The sequence below is a fragment of the Brachyspira sp. genome, assembly GCF_029258575.1.
In the GTDB taxonomy this organism is placed as follows: domain Bacteria; phylum Spirochaetota; class Brachyspiria; order Brachyspirales; family Brachyspiraceae; genus Brachyspira.
In genome coordinates this window covers 13,059-33,251 of record NZ_JARHYI010000078.1, presented here as the reverse complement: position 1 = coordinate 33,251, position 20,193 = coordinate 13,059, and the positions used below count along the sequence as shown (strand labels likewise).

General features: G+C 26.8%; 14 protein-coding genes. 6 read left to right on the top strand and 8 right to left on the bottom strand.

Features of this window, described 5'->3' with window-relative positions; genetic code table 11:
- Positions 1–2 precede the first annotated feature (2 nt).
- From Q1J76_RS06305 to Q1J76_RS06290, 4 genes are read left to right on the top strand one after another with little or no spacing between them, the layout of a single operon-like run.
- On the top strand, positions 3–716 hold the full coding sequence (locus tag Q1J76_RS06305; RefSeq protein ID WP_300368468.1) for a tetratricopeptide repeat protein: 714 nt from the start codon (positions 3–5) through the stop codon (positions 714–716).
- Entirely contained in the window at positions 713–1,978 is a 1,266-nt protein-coding gene (gene dprA, locus Q1J76_RS06300) for a DNA-processing protein DprA (RefSeq protein WP_300368465.1), read from the top strand. Before Q1J76_RS06305 ends, dprA begins: the two co-directional genes overlap by 4 nt.
- 43 nt (positions 1,979–2,021) lie before the next feature.
- On the top strand, positions 2,022–4,166 hold the full coding sequence (topA, locus tag Q1J76_RS06295; protein ID WP_300368462.1) for a type I DNA topoisomerase: 2,145 nt from the start codon (positions 2,022–2,024) through the stop codon (positions 4,164–4,166).
- On the top strand, positions 4,112–5,062 hold the full coding sequence (locus Q1J76_RS06290) for an N-acetylmuramoyl-L-alanine amidase family protein (RefSeq protein ID WP_367182089.1): 951 nt from the start codon (positions 4,112–4,114) through the stop codon (positions 5,060–5,062). The genes topA and Q1J76_RS06290 overlap by 55 nt, the downstream gene beginning before the upstream one ends.
- Positions 5,063–5,179: 117 nt before the next feature.
- Here Q1J76_RS06290 and Q1J76_RS06285 read toward each other — a convergent pair whose 3' ends face one another.
- The 7 genes from Q1J76_RS06285 to murJ all read right to left on the bottom strand — a co-directional run bounded on the left by Q1J76_RS06285 (position 5,180) and on the right by murJ (position 16,090).
- Entirely contained in the window at positions 5,180–6,148 is a 969-nt protein-coding gene (locus Q1J76_RS06285; RefSeq protein WP_300368457.1) for a glycosyltransferase family 61 protein, read from the bottom strand.
- A 2-nt stretch (positions 6,149–6,150) separates the two neighbouring features.
- A complete protein-coding gene (gene polA / locus Q1J76_RS06280; protein WP_300368454.1) occupies positions 6,151–8,898 on the bottom strand; it encodes a DNA polymerase I in 2,748 nt (915 codons plus the stop codon).
- A 55-nt stretch (positions 8,899–8,953) separates the two neighbouring features.
- Positions 8,954–10,303: a TonB-dependent receptor domain-containing protein gene (locus Q1J76_RS06275; RefSeq protein ID WP_300368451.1), complete on the bottom strand. Its 1,350-nt coding sequence runs from the start codon at positions 10,301–10,303 to the stop codon at positions 8,954–8,956.
- A gap of 190 nt (positions 10,304–10,493) precedes the next feature.
- On the bottom strand, positions 10,494–10,937 hold the full coding sequence (locus tag Q1J76_RS06270) for a DUF2752 domain-containing protein (protein WP_300368448.1): 444 nt from the start codon (positions 10,935–10,937) through the stop codon (positions 10,494–10,496).
- A 56-nt stretch (positions 10,938–10,993) separates the two neighbouring features.
- Positions 10,994–11,377 carry a rod-binding protein gene (locus Q1J76_RS06265; protein WP_300368445.1) on the bottom strand — a complete coding sequence of 128 codons (384 nt, stop codon included), beginning with the start codon at positions 11,375–11,377 and terminating at the stop codon, positions 10,994–10,996.
- 120 nt (positions 11,378–11,497) lie between these two features.
- On the bottom strand, positions 11,498–14,398 hold the full coding sequence (locus tag Q1J76_RS06260) for a methyl-accepting chemotaxis protein (protein WP_300368442.1): 2,901 nt from the start codon (positions 14,396–14,398) through the stop codon (positions 11,498–11,500).
- Positions 14,399–14,476: 78 nt separating this feature from the next.
- On the bottom strand, positions 14,477–16,090 hold the full coding sequence (murJ, locus tag Q1J76_RS06255) for a murein biosynthesis integral membrane protein MurJ (RefSeq protein WP_300368439.1): 1,614 nt from the start codon (positions 16,088–16,090) through the stop codon (positions 14,477–14,479).
- Positions 16,091–16,631: 541 nt separating this feature from the next.
- Here murJ and Q1J76_RS06250 point away from each other — a divergent pair.
- Positions 16,632–17,768, top strand: coding sequence for an ankyrin repeat domain-containing protein (locus tag Q1J76_RS06250; RefSeq protein ID WP_300368436.1), 1,137 nt, complete (start codon positions 16,632–16,634; stop codon positions 17,766–17,768).
- A gap of 74 nt (positions 17,769–17,842) precedes the next feature.
- Here the strand turns inward: Q1J76_RS06250 and Q1J76_RS06245 are convergent, their stop codons facing one another.
- Positions 17,843–18,295 carry a hypothetical protein gene (locus Q1J76_RS06245; RefSeq protein ID WP_300368433.1) on the bottom strand — a complete coding sequence of 151 codons (453 nt, stop codon included), beginning with the start codon at positions 18,293–18,295 and terminating at the stop codon, positions 17,843–17,845.
- 131 nt (positions 18,296–18,426) lie between these two features.
- Here Q1J76_RS06245 and Q1J76_RS06240 point away from each other — a divergent pair, with 131 nt between their 5' ends.
- On the top strand, positions 18,427–20,040 hold the full coding sequence (locus Q1J76_RS06240; protein WP_300368430.1) for a peptide ABC transporter substrate-binding protein: 1,614 nt from the start codon (positions 18,427–18,429) through the stop codon (positions 20,038–20,040).
- The last annotated feature ends 153 nt before the right edge of the window (positions 20,041–20,193 follow it).

The following is a 20,193-nucleotide window of genomic DNA, read 5'->3' as shown; positions in this document are numbered from 1 at the left end:
AAATGAAAGAAATTTTTAAATATATTATATTAATAATTTGTTTTTTATCTGTTATGTCCTGTAATAAACAAGTGTTTAGAAATAGATTTAATTTAAATAGAGCTTATAATTTATATGAAAAAGGCAAAAATGAAGATGATGATAAAGCTTTGCTTGAAATAACTTCTACATATAATGATATTATAAATCAGAAAGTATATGCTCAGGACAGACTTGCCGCAGTTTATAGGGTATTAGCAGAGAGAAGTTTAGTAAAACAGCAATATGTATATTCTGCTAAATATTTTTCAGAAGCATTAAAAATACTCCCAAACAGTCCTTATTTAAGATACGGACTTGGAATATCTTATGTGAATTTGGTAGAGAGTGCAGATACTTTTGAGAAAAAAAGTAATTTTATGCAAAGAGCAGAAAATAATATAACATTTGCAATAAGTAAAGATCCTAATAATGCAAATTACTATGCAGCTTTAGCATCGTTAAAAGGATTGCAGCAGGAAAATTATGATGAAGCGTTTGAGAATATAAAAAAGGCTGTTGAAATAAGCCCAGACAATGTAGATTATTTATTTTTATTGGCTAGAATACAATATAGTAGAGGAAATTATAAAGAAGCAGTGGCAGCATATAGAAAAATACTAAATATGCCTGTTGAAAATAGTATAAAACAAACTGTTTTGAATAATATTAATCAAATTATAGGACAGCAAAATTGAGTAAAAATTACAGTATAAAAACTTATTTGATAGCTTTGAATCAAATTGATAAAGTAGGAGATAAAAGAATATCCCAGCTTATTAATCATTATGAATCAATAGAAAATATTTTTGAGGATAATGAAGAAAATATAAAGGAATTATTAGAAAAAAAATTCAAATCTCAAATAGGAAATTTCAATAAAAATGAAATATTGGATAAAGCTCAAACAATAGTAGAAAAATCAAATGATTACGGTATAGGAATACTTAGTTTATTTGATGAGGAATATCCATTTAATTTGAAGCAAATAGATAATCCTCCATATATACTTTATTATAAGGGAGATTTAAAAAAGTTAAGAAGGAATGCTATAGCTATAGTTGGTACAAGAGAGCCTACAAATGAAAGCCGTAAATATTCTTTTGAACTAGCTAGTAAATTATCATCTATGAATATAACTGTTGTATCAGGAATGGCTAAAGGAGTTGATAGAGAAGCACATTTTGGTGCTATATCTTCTAATATAAATACGACAGCTGTTTTGGGAAATGGTATTGATAATGTTTATCCTTCTGAAAACTTACAAATATACAATAAATTATCAGAAAAAGGTATTATAGTAAGTGAATTTGAAATAGGAAGAAAACCAGATAGAATGAATTTCCCTAGAAGAAATAGAATTATATCAGGACTTTCATATGCTGTTGTTATGGTAGAGGCAGCAAGCAAATCTGGAGCCTTAATAACGGTTGATTATGCACTTAATCAAGGAAGAGATGTTTATATTGCTCCTTATGATGAGAAAAAAAGCTGTTATTTTGGAAATCATAAATTATATAAAGACGGTGCTAAAATAGCTTATAATTTTATGGATATATTAGAGGATTTTGATTCTATATTTTCTAATGATGATGATTATACTAAAATGAAATTGAAATATTTTGAAGGCGGAGATATAGGAGTAAAAAATTCAAAAGCATTAGAAATACCAAAAAAGGATGCTAAAAATACTCAGGAAATAAAAAATAATAATGCAGTAGAAATAACTAAAAAAGATAGAAAGATTAATAAAAATAAAAAAAATGATACAGAATTAAATTTAGAAGAAGATGAAAAATCACTTTATGATATAATAAAACAATCAGATAAAATACATATTGATGAAATTGCAGAAGAAAGCAATATGAAAGTGCAGTCAGCCGCTTCCATATTAATGCAATTGGAGATAAAAGGTATTATAAAGCAATTATCAGGAAAATATTATACTATAGAAAAATAGAAAATATTATATATAACTTTTAGATATTAAAGGAGATTTAACTATGCCTAATACAACAGAAGAAAAAGTAAAAAAAACAGAAAGCAAAAAGACTAAAAAAGAATCAAAAAAGAAAAAACTTGTTATAGTGGAGTCTCCTGCAAAAGCAAAAACAATTAACAGATATTTAGGCTATGATTATTTAGTAATGTCCTCAATGGGGCATTTGATAGATTTACCTAGAAGCAGACTGGCTATAGATGTTGATCATGGCTTTGAACCTGAATATATCACTATAAGAGGAAGAGCCAAAATATTGAATAATTTGAAAAAAGAAGCTAAAAAGGCAGAAGAAGTACTTCTTGCTGCGGACGATGACCGTGAGGGTGAAAGTATTGCTTGGCATATAGGAAATAAAATCAGAGGAGTTAATTCTGCAGTACCTATAAAGAGAATAGTTTTTCATGAAATAACAAAAGATGCATTAAAAGAAGCTATTGATCAGCCTAGAGATATAGATATTTCAAAAGTTAATGCTCAAAAGGCGAGAAGAGTATTAGACAGGCTTATAGGTTATAATTTAAGTCCGTTACTTTGGGATAAAATAAAGAGAGGACTTTCTGCTGGAAGAGTACAGAATGTTGCTTTGCTTATCATATGTAACAGAGAAGATGAAATTGAAACTTTTGTACCTGTTGAGTATTGGACTTTCGGAGTATTTTTAAAGCATAAAAATAAAGAGTTTTTGGCAGAACTTCAAAAATATAAAGGCGAAAAACCTGATTTAAAAACTAAACAAGATGTTGAAGATATAATGGAACATCTTAAAGATAAAACTTATACTGTTTCAAGCATAGAAGTAAAAGACAGATTAAGAAACCCTACAGCTCCATATACTACAAGTAAACTTCAGCAGGCTGCAAGCAGTGCATTAGGATACAGTGCTTCAAAAACTATGCAGGTAGCTCAGTCGCTTTATGAAGGTATTGATATAGCAGGAGAAGCAACAGGATTAATAACTTATATGCGTACCGATAGTGTAAGAATATCTCCTGTGGCTCAGGAACAAGCTAGAGAGTTTATAGGTAAAGAGTATGGAAATAACTATCTTCCTTCAGAGCCTCCTACTTATTCGGTAAAAAAGAATGCTCAGGACGCTCACGAAGCTATAAGACCTACTAATGTATTTTTAACTCCAGACAGCATTAAAGAATATTTAAAAACAGATCAATATAAACTGTATAAACTTATATGGGAGAGATTTGTATCTTCTCAGATGCTTCCTGCGAAAATGAAAAATACAAGGGCTATAATATCGGCAGGAGATTGCGAATTCTCTCTTTCTTCTTCAAAAATAGAATTTGACGGATTTATGAAGGTTCTTACAATAGATAAAGAAGATAAGGAAAAAGCCTCTAAAATGCCTAATTTATCGAAAGATGATGTTTGTGAATTTGTTGAAAATAATCCTCAGCAGCATTTTACAACACCTCCGCCAAGATATACAGATGCTTCATTGGTAAAAATACTAGAAGAATCAGGTATAGGCAGACCTTCTACTTATGCCCCAACTATCAAAACAATAATATCAAGGCATTATGTACAGAGAAAAGGAAAACAGTTAGTACCTACAGAATTAGGAAAGCTAGTTAATGAACTTATTAGCGAAAATTTCCCAGAACTCGTAAATATTAACTTCACAGCCGACATGGAAAGTAAACTTGATAAAATAGAAGACGATAATATAGAATGGAATAACATATTAAAAGAATTCTATCCTCATTTTTTGGATACATTGAAAACAGCTACTGAAAATATAAACAATATGAAAGACTTTTTCAATGAAGAAACTGATTTTGTATGTGAGAAATGTGGTAAGAAAATGATTAAAAGGTTTGGAAGATATGGATATTTCATTGCTTGTTCAGGATTTCCTGAATGTAAAAACACTAAAGGAATATCTTTTGGTGTATGCCCTAAATGTGGCGGAGATATCACATTGAAGCGTTCAAAGAGAGGAAGAGAATTCTACGGATGTTCCAATTATCCTAAATGCGATTTTGTAAGCTGGGATAAGCCTATACAGGAACCTTGTCCTAAATGCAACGGACTTATGGTTGAAAAGAATATTAAAAACAAAGGATTGTTTAAAGTTTGTATCAAGGAAGAATGCGGTTATTCAGAGGAAATAAAAGAAAACGAAGAATAACATTATTTTTTATTGTTGTATTAATTCTATTATTTAGTACATACTTTTTATTATACAGTCAGAATAATGATAAGGTTAAATTAAATAATCTTAATATAAAATTAGAAGATTTGAAAAATGCTTTTAATCCTGCTGTTAATAAATTCAATGAAAAAACTATATCCACAATAATAATAGATCCAGGACATGGTGGTAAAGATCCAGGAACTATAGGCGTAGATAAAATATTTGAAAAAAATATAGTTCTTCCTTTTTCATTGGAATTAAAAAAAGAACTTGAAGAAATACTTCCTAATGTAAAAATAGTTTTAACAAGAACGGGAGATACATATCCTACACTTGAAGAACGTTTTAAAATAGCAAATGAAACTGCAAAAATAAATACTGATAAATCCAAAAATGCATTATTTATAAGTATTCATGCTAATGCTTCATTTAGTCCTAGAGCTAGAGGTTTTGAAGTGTATTTCGTAAGTGCTCAGGAATCAAGTGAATATGCAAGAGCCGTATCAATGTTTGAAAATGAAGCTTTAGTAAAATTCAATAAAATAGATACTTCACAATATGAAAAAGATTCTTCTCAGCTTACACATAATTATATGCTTATAGAACAGTATCAGAAAGAAAGCAGATTATTAGCTGAATCTATCGCTGAAGAAGTATTTAAAGTTGATGGAGTGGTAAAAAGACCTATACCTGTACAGAATGCTTTATTTTATGTTTTGAAAGGCTCGATAATGCCAGCTGTACTTATAGAAACAGGTTTTATTACCAATCCTGATGATGCCAAATTTTTAAGCACAAAAGAAACAAGAATAAAAATGGTGAAAGCTGCTGCTAAAGGCATCAAAAATTATATAGAACTTTTTGAAGAAACTAAAGGTTTTACAAAATAATTATTAATTCTTTTCAAAGTCTTCTAATACTTTTTTGAATTTATTTAAATCTATATAAAAATTATATTTATCTCTATCCTTTATATTGAAGAAATAACGAATATTATTAGGATTATCCTATATATATTCAAAATATTTCATTCCTATTGTATCACATATATATCTATAAGTATCTTCATATCTAATACTAGTTACTATACCAAGAACAGAAGTTTTATCACTGCAACATACAATATTAGTCAAACCGCTTCCTAAAACAGATATTATTTTTTCAGCTTTATTAAAATGGCAAAATTGTTCTGCTATAGAATAGTCTTCAGGATAAATAACTTTATATCCTAATGCCTCAAGTATATCAATCATTTCTTTTTCATTTAAAATATTTCTAGTTTTTACTTTTTTACGGCTTATATATATTTTATCATAAAAATCAATATTTACTTTTTTTAATAATCCTTTTGTGAACTCTAAAAATTTATCACATTCCCATTTAAAAGGTTTTGAAGGTAATAAACATGGAAAAGAACTAAAAAATAAATGTTCGCATTCTATTTTTTTTTCATCTGGTACATTTATAATATTCTTTACACCAAAAAGCTCAAGACTTTCTCTATAAAACTTGGCTTTACAACCTTCGCTTATTATAAAAGTATCTATTTTATCAAATAAACCTGAATCTCTTAGTATAAATAATCTTGATAATATATCATGAATCCAATGCCCGTAATAAATATGCCACTGAGATTTCAATACAAAAACATTTCCCTTAATTTTTAATTTTTTTCTAAACTTATAAAATAAAAATCTTCCTGGTAATTCGCTTCTGTAATTTAAAACATCAGAAGATAAATTATCTTTTATCAACTTTCCATTATTTGTAAATATAAATCCCCAATCTGAATAAACTATACAGTCTTTTATAGAACATATATAATTAGGATTTTCCAAAGAATTATAATGTATAGGTATATAATTTACATATTCAGACTCTTTAGCCTCAATAGATATGCTTTTCAAATTATCACAAATATTTTTTGATAATTTGTTTCTTATACTAGAATGTAATAATTTATTAAAAATAGGCATAATTAGTGAACCTCTCCCCAGCTGTTTCCTTTATGTATATCAACTATTATAGGTACATTAGCTTTTACTGAATGTTCCATTATCTCTTTCATTATAGTCATAGCCTTATCAGCTTCTTTTTCAGAAACTTCAACCACCAATTCGTCATGAACTTGCATAACTATTCTAGCGGTTTTCAAATGATTTTTAAACTCTTTATGTATAGCAACCATAGCAACCTTTATCATGTCAGCTGCACTTCCCTGAATAAGAGTGTTCAAAGCCATTCTCTCAGCCTCATTTCTAGCCATAGCATTAGATGAATTTATAGTCTTTGATAAATCTCTAATCCTTCCGCACATAGTACGCACATATCCTTTCTCTCTAACATCATTAACTACTTCCTCACAGAATGGTTTTACTCTCGAATAAGTAGAAAAATATCCATTTATAAAATCATCAGCTTCCTTTCTCTTTATTCCAAGTTCCTTTGAAAGCCCGAAAGCTGTTTTACCATATATTATAGAGAAGTTTATTATCTTAGCAATGTTTCTCATAGAAGCAGTTACATGATCTTTACTCACAGAATATATTTTCATTGCTGTTTTTCTGTGAATATCATCATTATTTTTAAATGCTTCAACTAATGCAGGATCATTACTGAAATGTGCTAATAATCTTAATTCTATCTGAGAATAGTCGGCAGCTATAAGTAAATTTCCTTTTTCTGCTATGAATGTATTTCTTATATCTCTTCCTTCTTCGCCTCTCACAGGTATATTCTGCAAATTAGGCTCTGATGATGATAATCTTCCTGTAGCTGTTACAGTTTGATTGAATGAAGCATGTATTCTTCCTGTTTTTTCATTTATCAAAGTAGGGAAAACATCAAGATAAGTATTTTTTAATTTTGCATACTTTCTGTATGTTAGCATATATTCAGCTATCTTTTCCTTTTGGGCAAGTTCTGTTAATACCTCTTCATCTGTAGAAAATCCTGTTTTAGTTTTCTTTAAAGGAGCTATTGCCATCTTATCAAATAATATATACTCAAGCTGTTTAGGAGACTGCAAATTAAACTCCTCTCCAGCCTCAGAATATATTTTCTCTTTTGTCTTTTCTAAAAGCAAAGTATATTCATCGGATAATGATTTCATCTTTTCGCTACTTATATAAACACCGTCAAATTCCATATCAGCTAGAACACTTACAAGAGGCATTTCTATATTAAAAAATAAATCCTCAAGATTATGAGTTTTCAAAAGAGGAGCAAAACATTCATAAAATCTAAATGTTATATCAGCATCTTCGCATGCATATTCAACAACATCTTTTAAAGGAACATCTAATAAAGTCTTTTTAGCATTATCAGTTAAATCACTATATTTAATAGTATTGTATGAAAGATAAGCAATGGCTAAATCGTCCATATTGTATCTTCCTCTAGTAGGATTAATCAAATATGCAGCTACCATAGTATCAAAATACATATTTCCAAAACTTTTACTTATAGCCCTCATCATCTTATATTCGTATTTGAGATTATGCCCTATAACCTTTATATCTTCACTTGCTAAAGTATCAAATACAAGATTCATACATTTTTCTTTATCTATTTTTGTTCTTCCGCTTAAATCCAAATAAAAAGCTTCATTCGATTTTATGGCAAAAGAAATTCCTATTATAGTATCTTTAAATGTATCTAGTCCTGTAGTTTCAAAGTCTATGCATACAAGTTTTTTACTGTTAATATCATTTATAAGATTTTGAAGTTCTGTTTCATTTTCTATCAAATAATAACTTGCTTTATTATCTTTTGCAGTTAATATTGCTGTTTCTTCCTTTTTAGCATTATCATCAGAAATTTTTACTTTTTCATCTTTTTTTGAAGAAGAGCCATATATATAAGAATTAATTTTATCTCTTATCTGCTTTAACTCTAATTCATCTAATATCTTATTAACTTCTTCAGCATTAATTTTACTACTTTCTATTTTATTATAATCTAAATTAAAATCTTTAATATTTCTTTCAATTGTAGCAAGTTTATAACTCATATAGGCATTATCTTTTGATTCAAGTAATTTTTCCTGAAGTTTGCCTTTAATAGAGTCAATATTTTCATATATGCCGTCTAAACTATTATACTCTTCAAGAAGTTTTATAGCAGTTTTCTCACCTACTCCCTTTACACCAGGTATATTATCAGAAGCATCTCCCATCAAAGAAAGTAAATCTATTATTTGATTAGGATAAACTCCTCTTTTCTCTTTAACAGCCTCTTTATCATACTCCATAAGCTCATTATCTTTATTGCTTGCTACTACTCTAACATCATCATCTACAAGCTGAAGTATATCTTTATCAGGAGAATAAATAATAGTTTTGATATTTTCTTTTTTGTTTTTTTCTGCAATAGTTCCAACAATATCATCAGCCTCATAATTATCCAAAACTATTCTAGATATTCCCAAAGCATCTATGAGATTATATAGTATAGGTATCTGACTTCTCAAATCATCAGGCATACTCTCTCTATTCTCTTTATACTCTTTATATATTTCATTTCTAAAAGTCTTTCTCGAACTATCTAATGCTATAGCAGTATATTCTGCTGGATATGTATTGATTAGAGAGAAATAAGTTCTCATAAAGCCATTAATAGATGAAACATTCTGCCCCTTAGAGTTTAAAAGAGGTCTTTTCAAAAAAATAAAATGGTATCTATATAGTATACCAAAAGCGTCAATAATAAGAAATGTTTTTTTCATAATATTATTATTATACTATTTTATAAAAATAAGTAAATATTGAATTATAATTATATTATTTGAGCTTTGCTGTTACATTTACAAAATATTCACGGCTTGCTATAGGATATCCTTTAATAGTTTCATATTTAATATCCAATACATTTTTTATCCCAAATTTAATAGATATATCTTTTTTTAATACCCATAAACTCATTATATCAAAAGTAGTATAAGCCTTATCAAATTCTGCTTTTGTTGTATTATTATATTGATCTCCTATATACTGCACATTCAAAAGTATACTGGCTTCAAAATCTTTATTTTTTCTGTATATATATTCCAATGAAGTATTGAATTGATGTCTAGGAAGTCCTGGTAAATTATTATTATTAACATTTACATTATATAAATTTTTACCTACCAAATATGAATAATTACCCTTTATTCTTATAGTTGAATTAATATTTTTAATAGGTATATTAAATATTATACTTGTTTTACTTCCCTGAGTAGTAAGATATTGATTATTATTTGTCAATAAATCTTTTTTAGAACTTATAAAATACAAAGCTTCTAATGTAACTATACTATGAGGTTTGAATGCAAGTTTAATATTACCACCTTGATAAAGATTTTGATTTTTTATATTATTAGTGTAATTTTTTCCAAGCAAAGCAATATCTGTCTGCATATTAAGAAAATATTTACCAGTTACAGTTATCTCTTTTATAGGACTTATATTAAAATTAACATCTCCATTTACATATGATCTAAAATCTGCTGAAGTACTCTTTTTACTGCTGAAACCTCTTTGTTCTCCAGAAGTATCTACACTAAATTTTAATGAACTATTATTCTGATTTTTTATATTATATTCAAGCAAATTCATTTTACCAGAGGATCTGCTCGCATTAGTTTGGGTTTTTTTGTATTTGATAGTTTTATCCGATTCTAGCTGCACATCTCTTGATAAATTTAAATATAAAAGTTCCTCAGATTTAGAATATTTTTTACTTAATATATTATAAACTATTTTTCCGCTTAATACATGATAATTAATATCTATAGAATCTATATTATTTTTATCAAATAAAAACAAATATATTTTCTTTTCTTCATTTTTCAGTATTTCCCCATTCAATATAAGTGTAGATTGAGAATATACTGTTTTATTTTTTATATCTATATTGGCATGCTCTTTGATAAGTTCTGCTATATTTTTTGATGTGGAAGATTTTATTTGACTTTTTCTTATAATAATAGATCTGTCAAAAAGAAATTGTTTTTCTTTATGAACAGAACTAACCTTCTCAGAGCCTTCGATATCAACTTGTATATCTTCAGGTTCAAGAAAAATGTCCTCTTGAGGATATAGAGGGGAATATAAAAATATAAATAACAATACCAATAAAAAAGATCTCATTTTTTATATTCCTAAAATAATATTTAATTATCGTTAAAACCAATATATAAAATTAAACCAATAAAATATTAATCTGAAAAATTAATATTGTTAAAAACATACCCCCACAAATAAACATAATATATATACAATTCATTATATAATATACGGTTTATAATATAAATATATAATATATACGAATAAAAAACAACTATTTAAATACATATATCAATGCTTTCAATACTGTATAAAATTTACTGTTATAATTATATGTGAAAGGTTCTTGATTTGGAAATAATAATATAAATCTTATAAAATATACAAGTATAAAAATTAATAATACGGATATGATTATATAATAATTATTATATATATAATTTGCTATTTTTAATTTATCTCTAAAAATAGTAATAAAAAAAATTATACTAGGAAATATAAATAAAGGATGATAATGAAATGCCTTATTAAAATTTAATTTAAAAACTTCTATATAAGCCCTTGTCATACCGCAGCTTGGACATGGAAAACCTGTAATATTTTTGATTAAACATAATTCATCTATATTAATATAATATTCATCTGCATATTTATTACTGTCATAATTTATGAAAAGTATTATAAAAGATACAAATACAAGTTTTAATATTTTAATCATAGAATTTATAAATAAAAAATCCTTATATAAAAATAATTAGAAGGATTTATAAAATATCAAATATATTTTTCCATTTGATTGTATATAATATCTGCAAGACCAAAAGTTTTTGTTTTTGAAAATTCTTTAGCATATTCATCATAAAGCATATCTTCAAATATCTGCTCTGCCATACCGCCATCTATTAAACCGCTTTTATCAACAGTTTTTCTCATTTCCTTGAGCATCTGATTAATCATCAAAGCTTCAAAATCTTCTGAAACCTGTCTTAAACGTTTTTTTTCAAATTCTTTATCATATTTTGATACTGCATTACTATTTTCTGAAGAAGAAGTATCTCCTATAGAAAATTTAGCATTTCCATATTGTTTTTTAGCATTATCTAACTTAGCTAAATTAGCACTATTCATACTTAAATTGTATTTATCTGTTATATTCATAATACGTCCTAATAATAAACAAAATTATATATCATTAATTATATCGGAAATGATAAAAATTATATTAGCAATAAAAAAAGTCTGAACCTTTCAAAAGTACAGACTTTATATTTTCTTAAATTACCAAGTTACAATATATTCAGTATAAATATAACCCTTACTGATAGACTTAGTCATTCTCACTTTAGATCCATTAGGATATTTAAATCTAAATATATTCTTTATCATTTCATCATAATAAGTTTCTATCATAGAATCATAATTAGGGAAATAATGCAAATGATAAATAATGCGTCTTTTTTCAGCCTTAACAACCTCTACATATATATTCTTAAACATTTTATTGTTAAAATTAACAAATACATCAGCTAAAGCATTCTTATTTGACAATTTAATAAATAATTTTATCAATATATTAAATTTCTTAAAATCATATCTAGCTTTTTCTCTAATACCCTCTCTTGCACCATCATAAAACTCATCTATTATAGAAGTCATAGGAATGAAACAAGATGTAGATAAAGGATATTTTTTTTTGAATTTAGTCTTTTTAACATCTTTAAATATCCTTCTGCATTCTTCAGGCATTTGATCTAAAACCTTTTGGAATTTATCTTTACCAAAAGTTTCCATAACAAATTTGTATATACTTTGAACAAAACTATGTCTACTGTATGCCCTATCGCCTTCATTAATAATTTTGATTTTTTCTTTAATAACCTCTTCAAAATCTTTTATAACATAATTTGACATTTCCTTTTCTAATGTATCAACAGATTCGCTTGCTATATTAGAAAGCTGTTCTATCTCTTTTATAAGACCAAATACATTTCCAATTTGATTTCCCATATCCTGTGTTTTGGCTACTATATAATCGCTATTTTGAGATACAAGCTTCATAGCCTCATCATTTTTTTTAGAGAAATCAGAAAGATTTACTAAATCATCTTTTGCCACTGATATTCTGCCATGTAAATTAGTATACTGTTCTTTAATATCTTTAACGGCATCATATAAACTCTCTATAGATACACTTATTTCTTTCGTAGAATCATATTTTTCATCAGCAACTTTTTTAACTTTAGTCATAGTATTAACAAAATTTTGAAGTTTTACCAACATATCTTCTGTTGTTACTATTCTTTCTGTCATACTAGACATAATGAGATTCATTTCTTTTTCTATATCTCTTAATATCTTCCATGCCTTCTCAGATTGTAAATTTGTAGTAGTAGCTAATTTTCTAATCTCTTCAGCAACAACTGCGAAACCTTTACCCTGCTCTCCAGCATGTGCCGCCTCAATAGCAGCATTCATCGCCAACATGTTTGTCTGCTGTGATATATCAATAGTAGAATTTACGAAATCTGTAATACCTCTTATAGAAGTTATAAGTGATTTCGTAATATTTTCTGTTTTAACTATTTTTGCCTTACTATCCTCAGCTAAAGATACAACATGTTCTGATTCTTCTTTAGCCTTACCTACAGAAATAGATACTTCCTGCATATCTTTTTGCATAGTAACAGTTAAAGAATTAATTTGATTCAAACTAACAGATTGATCATCAATTTTACTTTGAAGATTATTAGTCATATCATCAATAGAAATTAATTCAGACAAGCTTGAAGCTATAATCCTATATATTTCTAAATTACTGCTTTCCACATGTTTAAATTCTGTTTGCTGAGAAGATATATTATCTATTATAAATCCTACTGATTCAGTCATATGACCTGCTGATTCGGATATATCAGTCATTTTAAGTTTTAAAGCATTGCTTTGATCTCTTGATACCTTAAGGGTTTTAGACACACTTGAAAATACATGCTGAACCATATCAAAAAATATTCTTATCCAAGTACTCAAATTTCCTAGAGAGTCCCGAGAATGAATCTTACTAACATTTACAAATATATTATTATCAAATACCCCAGATTCTAATTCCTGAGAAATTCTTTCTAAAGGTTTTAATGAGAATGGTATTGTTATATTTAATACAATAAAAATGATAATAATTGCAATTATTAATATAATAAATATAGTATTATTCGTTTTATTTAATACATTATAAAAATAGCTTGTAGGAGCATACATAATCATATTATATGTAGGATGATTATGGAATTGATGGTAGAACATACTATATGAAGTATTGTTAGCAGCAATATAATTAGTTCTTATTCTAAGATTTGTATAAAAAGTTACATTTTCAATAGATTTTCCAATCCATTCAACATCATCTAAATTACTAAGTATATAATTAGTATTATCATGATAAACTATCTTTTTACTTCTTGAATCATAAATTATAGGATTAAAAGGACCTGTTTTCACTATATTTGTTATAACTTCATATACTATATCTAAAGAAACATCAGATAAAGCAACTCCTATAAGATTATCATTAATACTGGAGTATATAGGAGATGAAAATGAAATTACTTTTTGAGGCTTATCCACCTCTTTTAAATAAGGAGAAGAATAATATATATATTGAGGTCTTTTTGATTCTCTATTCCAATTGTCTGGAAGAGCTAAATAATAAAATTCTTCTTTATTATAATTATCATTAGCAGTTTCTATTTTAGGCTGCATATTTCCTGTATCGCCTACATCATACAAATATAGAGAATGTATTCCTCTCATATAAGGATTTTGTTCTACAATATCAGGTTCAAAATATATACCATTTGCTATTACATGATGAAGTCCTCTTTGAGCCTTATGAAAACGATATATATTTTTTCTAAGATTACCAGCCACATCGGCAACTGCTCCTGTAGAATATAAATCATAAGATACTGTAGCCAAATCTGATAATCCTATAGTTCCTACTCCTGTAGATTCCACAATATTATCAAAGGCATAATATATATCATGAAAATAATTCCATGCTACTCCCATAGCCGAATCATACAAAGATTTTTTATTCGTTTGAGTATTTATAAATATAGTGGGAGATAATGACAAAATTACAACAATGACAACTAATAAAAGTACCTTATTTTTTAAGCTCATAAAAAAACCTTATATTATTAAAAAATTACTGCTTAAATTATCGGATATTTTCAGTTTATTATTTAAGAATAATACATATTATTTTCTTACAAACTTTCTCAAAAATTTCCCTTTAAACATATTGACAAATGATACAAAATCATCATTTCTTAATATAATATTTATTAGAGAATATGATATCACTCCAAATAATATTACTATAAATACTTTAAATATAAAAAATATCCTAGAATCAGCAGTATCAGATAAAAAATAATATTTTAATCCATAAACACAAGCCACCATAAACAAACTAGAAAACAATGTCTTTGTAATTTCAAACTTTTTATTTATTATAGATTTTACTGCCATTCTTTTTATAAGCAATGTATATAGTATACAAAAAGATATAATATTTGCAATAACACTTGATATAGATATTCCTATAATATCGAATTTAAATATATAAACACATAAATAATTGCTAACTGCATTGATAATAAATGTGAAAAATGCCACATATACAGGTGTTTTCATATCTTTCATAGCATAAAATGACTGTACAAGTATCCTGTAGCTTGCAACAAAGAATAATGATATAGATAAATATCTCAATGCACTTGATACAAGATATGTAGATTTAGAAGAAAAAGCACCATATTCAAATATCATTCTCACTATTTCTTTACCTAATACCATAAATCCAAAAGTAGCTGGTATAGTAACTAAAGCAACAAGCCTTAAAGAATATCCCAAAGTTTCAACAGCCTCATCTTTTTTATTATCTGTTATTAATTTACTCAAAGTAGGAAGCATTACAGTTGCCACACTTACAGCAAAAACTCCCAATACAAATTCATGTATTCTAGTAGCAAAAGTAACAGCTGATACTCTGCCCTCACCTATAGCCCCTGCAAATGCAGTTGATACTAGTAAATTTATTTGATATATACTAGCACCGAAAATACCTGGAGCAAATAATTTTATCATCTTTATAACATACGGATCTTTAAAATTAAAATAAGGCTTAAAACTAAATCCCTGTTTATGTACAAAAGGCATTTGATATACAAACTGTACAAATCCGCCTAATAATACAGCTAAAGCAAATACATAAGACATATTACTAAAAAAATCAGGCAGAATAAAATAAAAAAACAATGCCATAGATATAATTACAGTATTTAAAAGTATAGGACTTGCTGCCGATATGGAATAATATCCTCTTATATTAAGTACTCCCTGCATCAAAGCGGCTAAAGATATAAATAGAAGATAAGGAAACATTATTCTTGATAAATCCGCTGCCAAATTAAGAGCTTCTACATTATTATGTGCTGATTTATAAAGTATTTTAACAAGCAAAGGCGATATTATTATTCCTATGCCTACAACTCCGATAAGTATTAATCCTAACAGTGTGAATACAGCTCTAAAGAATTTTTTTGACTCTTCAATGCCTTTTTCTTTTTCAAGCTCTGTGAAAACAGGTATAAAACTTGCAACCATATTACCTTCAGCAAATAATCGTCTTAATAAATTTGGAAGTATAAATCCTATTGCAAAAGCATCTGCTATGAATGTAGTTCCAAGTAAAATAGCCTGTATTTGATCTCTAACAAGTCCAAATATTCTGCTTACAGTAGTTACCAATGACATTTTTAATGATGACTTGGCTATTTTTTCTTTACTTACAGTTTTATTTTCTGACATATTTCCTCTATATATAAATAAACTACTAATAATTTTATTTTAAAATATAATTAATTATAACAGTATATCAAACATATAATAAAAAGCCAATTTATACTAAAAATTTTTTATATTTTGTAAATGTACTATCAACTTTTTCCCATCGCATGCCATAGGTGGGACCAAAAAGTGCAAGTGTAAAATGAGTACCAAATAATACTAATTTTATTTTATATGTAATATAAATTATTAAAATATAGCCTTTTTGCTTCTTTTGTGGTAACAAAAAAGTGATGTAGTGTGTGGCAAACAATAAATTTAACAACTAACTTTTGACAAACTTAAAAATTGCAGTATATAAATAAAAAGCTATATACAACCCTAATATGCGAACTACTGTTGTATTTATTTGCTGATTATAAGATTTTTGAGCATAGTAATAATTAAAATATGATAATTGACTAAAATTTTTGGGTAAATTTATCGTTAATATAATAATAAAATTAGAATATAGTAAAATAAAAAATCATTATTTAATAATACTAAAAATTCGGAGTATATTATGAAAAAAATTATTATAATAGCTTTAATATTCATTAGTATAATAAGCTGTAATTCAAAAAAAACAAATAATATAGAATTAACTACTAATGAAATTGATACTAATACATTAGAAACAAATCAAAATATTGAAACTAATATAATAGAATATAATATTGATGGTGAAGAAGAATATGAAGGCTATGCTGCTAATGAAAATATTGATGATATACTCAAAATGGCAGGAGAAGAAAATTTAAAAATACTTGAAGAGCTTAATACGATAAAAAATGCAAACTCTTTGGATACTTGGCAATTAAAATACAAACATATCTCTCCAATAATATTTGCAGCTTCATATTATCCTACTGAAGAAAAAGCCATTAAATTAATTGAATATGGTGCTAGTATTAATAAAACTGATTTTAATGGTATTACTCCTTTAATGAAAGCTTCATCTATGGGATATATAAAACTTGTAAAAGAACTTATAAAAAATAATGCTAATGTTAATGCAAGAGCATTTGATTTAAGTGGAAATATATCTGGAGATGCTTTATTTTATGCTGTTACTTCTAATAATAAAAATAGTTTAGGAGTAATTAAGCTACTGCTAAATTTTGGAGCAAATCCTAATGTTATTTACCTAGATACGGAGAAAGGTAATTTTACTATATTAGATAAAAGTTTACATTATAATAATTTTGAAATTTTTAAAACACTTGTAGAAAATGGAGCCGATATAGGACGGGTCGATGAAAAAGGAGAGCCTCTAATTGCTGATGCCATTAGACTTGAGCGTTTTGATATAGTAAAATATTTAGTATACAAAGGTATTGACCCTACAATGAAATATACGGATTATAGAAATGTACCATTTTCTTTATTAGTTGCCACAGTTACTAATCAAAATACAAAAATAGCTGAATATTTGATAGAAAATGGTGCTGATGTGAATTCTAAAGATGTTATTGATAGTTCCAGCGAAGAACCTGTTAATTTAATATTTACCGCTATAGAAAATGGTAATACTCAATTAGTAAAATTACTTATAGAAAATAATGCTGATACTACAGCTGTAAATATAGACGGCAACACGATTTTTGATGTAGCAAGAAAAAAAGGCTATAATGAAATAATAAAATTAGAAAATAAATAAAGAAGTGTATATTCACTTATTATAATCAAAGCAGTGATAATAAGAAAGGTAAAATTAGAAAAAATATAAAAAATTTATTTGTATAGTTTTTGAGATACATATATATTATTAGCCTTCAATTTAAAAGCAAATACTATTACAGCTATTGCAAAAAATATAAATATAAATGCTAATACTAATGTATATTTACTAGGTTTGACCACTACTGCATTACTTGTTTTATCATAAAATATCTCCGTTTTAGAGTTTAATTGTAAATTATTATTTTCATCTTCTAAATACGAATTTGTAACAATGATTTTTTCATCTTCATAAATGAAACTATAAACTACATTTGCAAATTTCTGCTTCTTCACAATACCGTATTCATAATAATTAATACTTTCTATATTGGCATTGATTTTTATTATATTATCATTATTGAATCTTAAGTTAATACTTATTATTATAAAAGATGCAGATAAAAATATTATTGCTATAAAAAAAAGCACTGCTCTGTATTTTATTATTTTTAATTTATTATTCATAACTACATATTATTATATTTTAATATTTAATGAAATATTATTTATATAATTTTTTTATTAATTAATTGATTTTTCATAATTATAATATAATATATTTCCCAATATATTTTATTAAAAAAGGATATTGATTTATGAAAAATATTATTCATTTATTTTTTATTTTTTTATTATCAATTAGTTTTGTGATAACATCTTGTTCATCTCAAAATCAAAACAAAGGAGAAGGTTTATTTATAAATGTAGGACCTGAACCAAAAACTATAGACCCTACTTTAAATATAGCTTCAGATGCTTCTGTTTACATAATACATGCATTTGAAGGACTTACTACAAAAAATAAAGACGGAGTATTGGTTGGAGGAGCTGCTGAAAGTTGGGATATAAGTGAGGACGGACTTACTTATACATTCCATTTAAGAACTAATGGCAAATGGTCTGACGGTAGCCCATTAACATCTAAAGATTTTGTATATGCTTGGAAAAGAGCAGTGAATCCCAAAATAGCAAGCGAATACAGTTATCAATTTGAACCTGTAAAAAATGCTATGTCTATAAATGCAAGCAAAATGGAATTGGATACTTTGGGAATAAAAGCTATTGATGATTATACTTTAGAGGTAACTTTAGAAAAACCTACAGCATATTTCTTGGAATTAACTGCTTTTCCTACATTCTATCCCATTCGTCAGGATATTATAGAAAAATACGGGGATTCTTGGACTATGAGTCCTGAAAGCTATATTGGAAATGGTTCTTATGTAATGGTAGAAAGAAATATAGATAATAATATAATAATGGTAAAAAATACTAATTATTGGGATTATGATAATTTAGTACCTGAAAAAATAACTTTTGTTTTAATGGATAACCCTACTGCTTCAGTTGCTGGAATAAAAGAAGGTTCTTTACATCTTTCTGACAGAGTTCCTGCTCAGGATATAGATGCTTTAAAAGCAGAAGGACTATTACAAATGGTTAAGCGTCTTGGAACATATTATTATGCTGTAAATAATACAAATGAAGTTTTAAAAGATGTAAGAATTAGAAAGGCTTTATCTCTTGCTATAGATAGAAATTATATAGTAGATAATGTAGTAAAAGCTGGAATACCTGCTGGTGCCTTTGTACCCTTCGGGGCTCCTGATGTTAATGGAGATTTTAGAGAGCTTGGAGGAGATTATATAAGTGTAAAAAAAGAAGATTATCAAAAAAATGTTGAAGAAGCTAAAAGATTAATGGCAGAAGCTGGATATACTAATGGAGAAGGTTTTCCAGTACTTCAATTTTTAGTTGATTCTAATAGAGAGATTCCTATATTTGAAGCTGTTCAGCAAATGTGGAAAGAGCATTTAGGAGTTGACAGTACAGTTAGTCAGCAGGAATGGGCTGTATTTTTACAAACATTGTATACTGATAAAAATTATGTTATAGGAAGAAGTGGATGGACTGCTGATTATAATGATCCTATGACATTTTTAGGTATGTTCTTAAGCTATAGTCCTCAAAATCATGCCTTATTTACTAATAAAGAATATGATAATTTACTTCAAACTGCTATGAATACAATAGATCAGAATGTCAGAATGAATGCTATGCACAAAGCTGAAAAAATATTTATGGACAATGATGTTATAATACCTTTATACTATTATGCTACGCCTACTCTAGTTAGCCCTAAATTAAAAAATGTTGTATATGATAATTTAGCAAAACATAAATTCAGCTATGCTTATATAGAAGATTAATATTAGTCCATTATTTGACTTATAAATTTATATATAATATAATGCTTCGAAGGATTGTTGAAGCTTTGAAAATGCTCAAGGTTGTATAAGATGTCTAATTATTAGATTTCTTATACAGCCTTTTTTGTTTTTAAACTTTTACATAGAAATATT

What these genes read in the sequence shown, in the direction of transcription:
- Q1J76_RS06305 (WP_300368468.1), top strand. Translation starts at nt 3, where the DNA reads ATGAAAGAAATTTTTAAATATATTATATTAATAATTTGTTTTTTATCT.
- topA (WP_300368462.1), top strand. Translation starts at nt 2,022, where the DNA reads ATGCCTAATACAACAGAAGAAAAAGTAAAAAAAACAGAAAGCAAAAAG.
- Q1J76_RS06285 (WP_300368457.1), bottom strand. Translation starts at nt 6,148, where the DNA reads ATGCCTATTTTTAATAAATTATTACATTCTAGTATAAGAAACAAATTA.
- polA (WP_300368454.1), bottom strand. Translation starts at nt 8,898, where the DNA reads ATGAAAAAAACATTTCTTATTATTGACGCTTTTGGTATACTATATAGA.
- Q1J76_RS06275 (WP_300368451.1), bottom strand. Translation starts at nt 10,303, where the DNA reads ATGAGATCTTTTTTATTGGTATTGTTATTTATATTTTTATATTCCCCT.
- Q1J76_RS06270 (WP_300368448.1), bottom strand. Translation starts at nt 10,937, where the DNA reads ATGATTAAAATATTAAAACTTGTATTTGTATCTTTTATAATACTTTTC.
- Q1J76_RS06265 (WP_300368445.1), bottom strand. Translation starts at nt 11,377, where the DNA reads ATGAATATAACAGATAAATACAATTTAAGTATGAATAGTGCTAATTTA.
- Q1J76_RS06260 (WP_300368442.1), bottom strand. Translation starts at nt 14,398, where the DNA reads ATGAGCTTAAAAAATAAGGTACTTTTATTAGTTGTCATTGTTGTAATT.
- murJ (WP_300368439.1), bottom strand. Translation starts at nt 16,090, where the DNA reads ATGTCAGAAAATAAAACTGTAAGTAAAGAAAAAATAGCCAAGTCATCA.
- Q1J76_RS06250 (WP_300368436.1), top strand. Translation starts at nt 16,632, where the DNA reads ATGAAAAAAATTATTATAATAGCTTTAATATTCATTAGTATAATAAGC.
- Q1J76_RS06245 (WP_300368433.1), bottom strand. Translation starts at nt 18,295, where the DNA reads ATGAATAATAAATTAAAAATAATAAAATACAGAGCAGTGCTTTTTTTT.
- Q1J76_RS06240 (WP_300368430.1), top strand. Translation starts at nt 18,427, where the DNA reads ATGAAAAATATTATTCATTTATTTTTTATTTTTTTATTATCAATTAGT.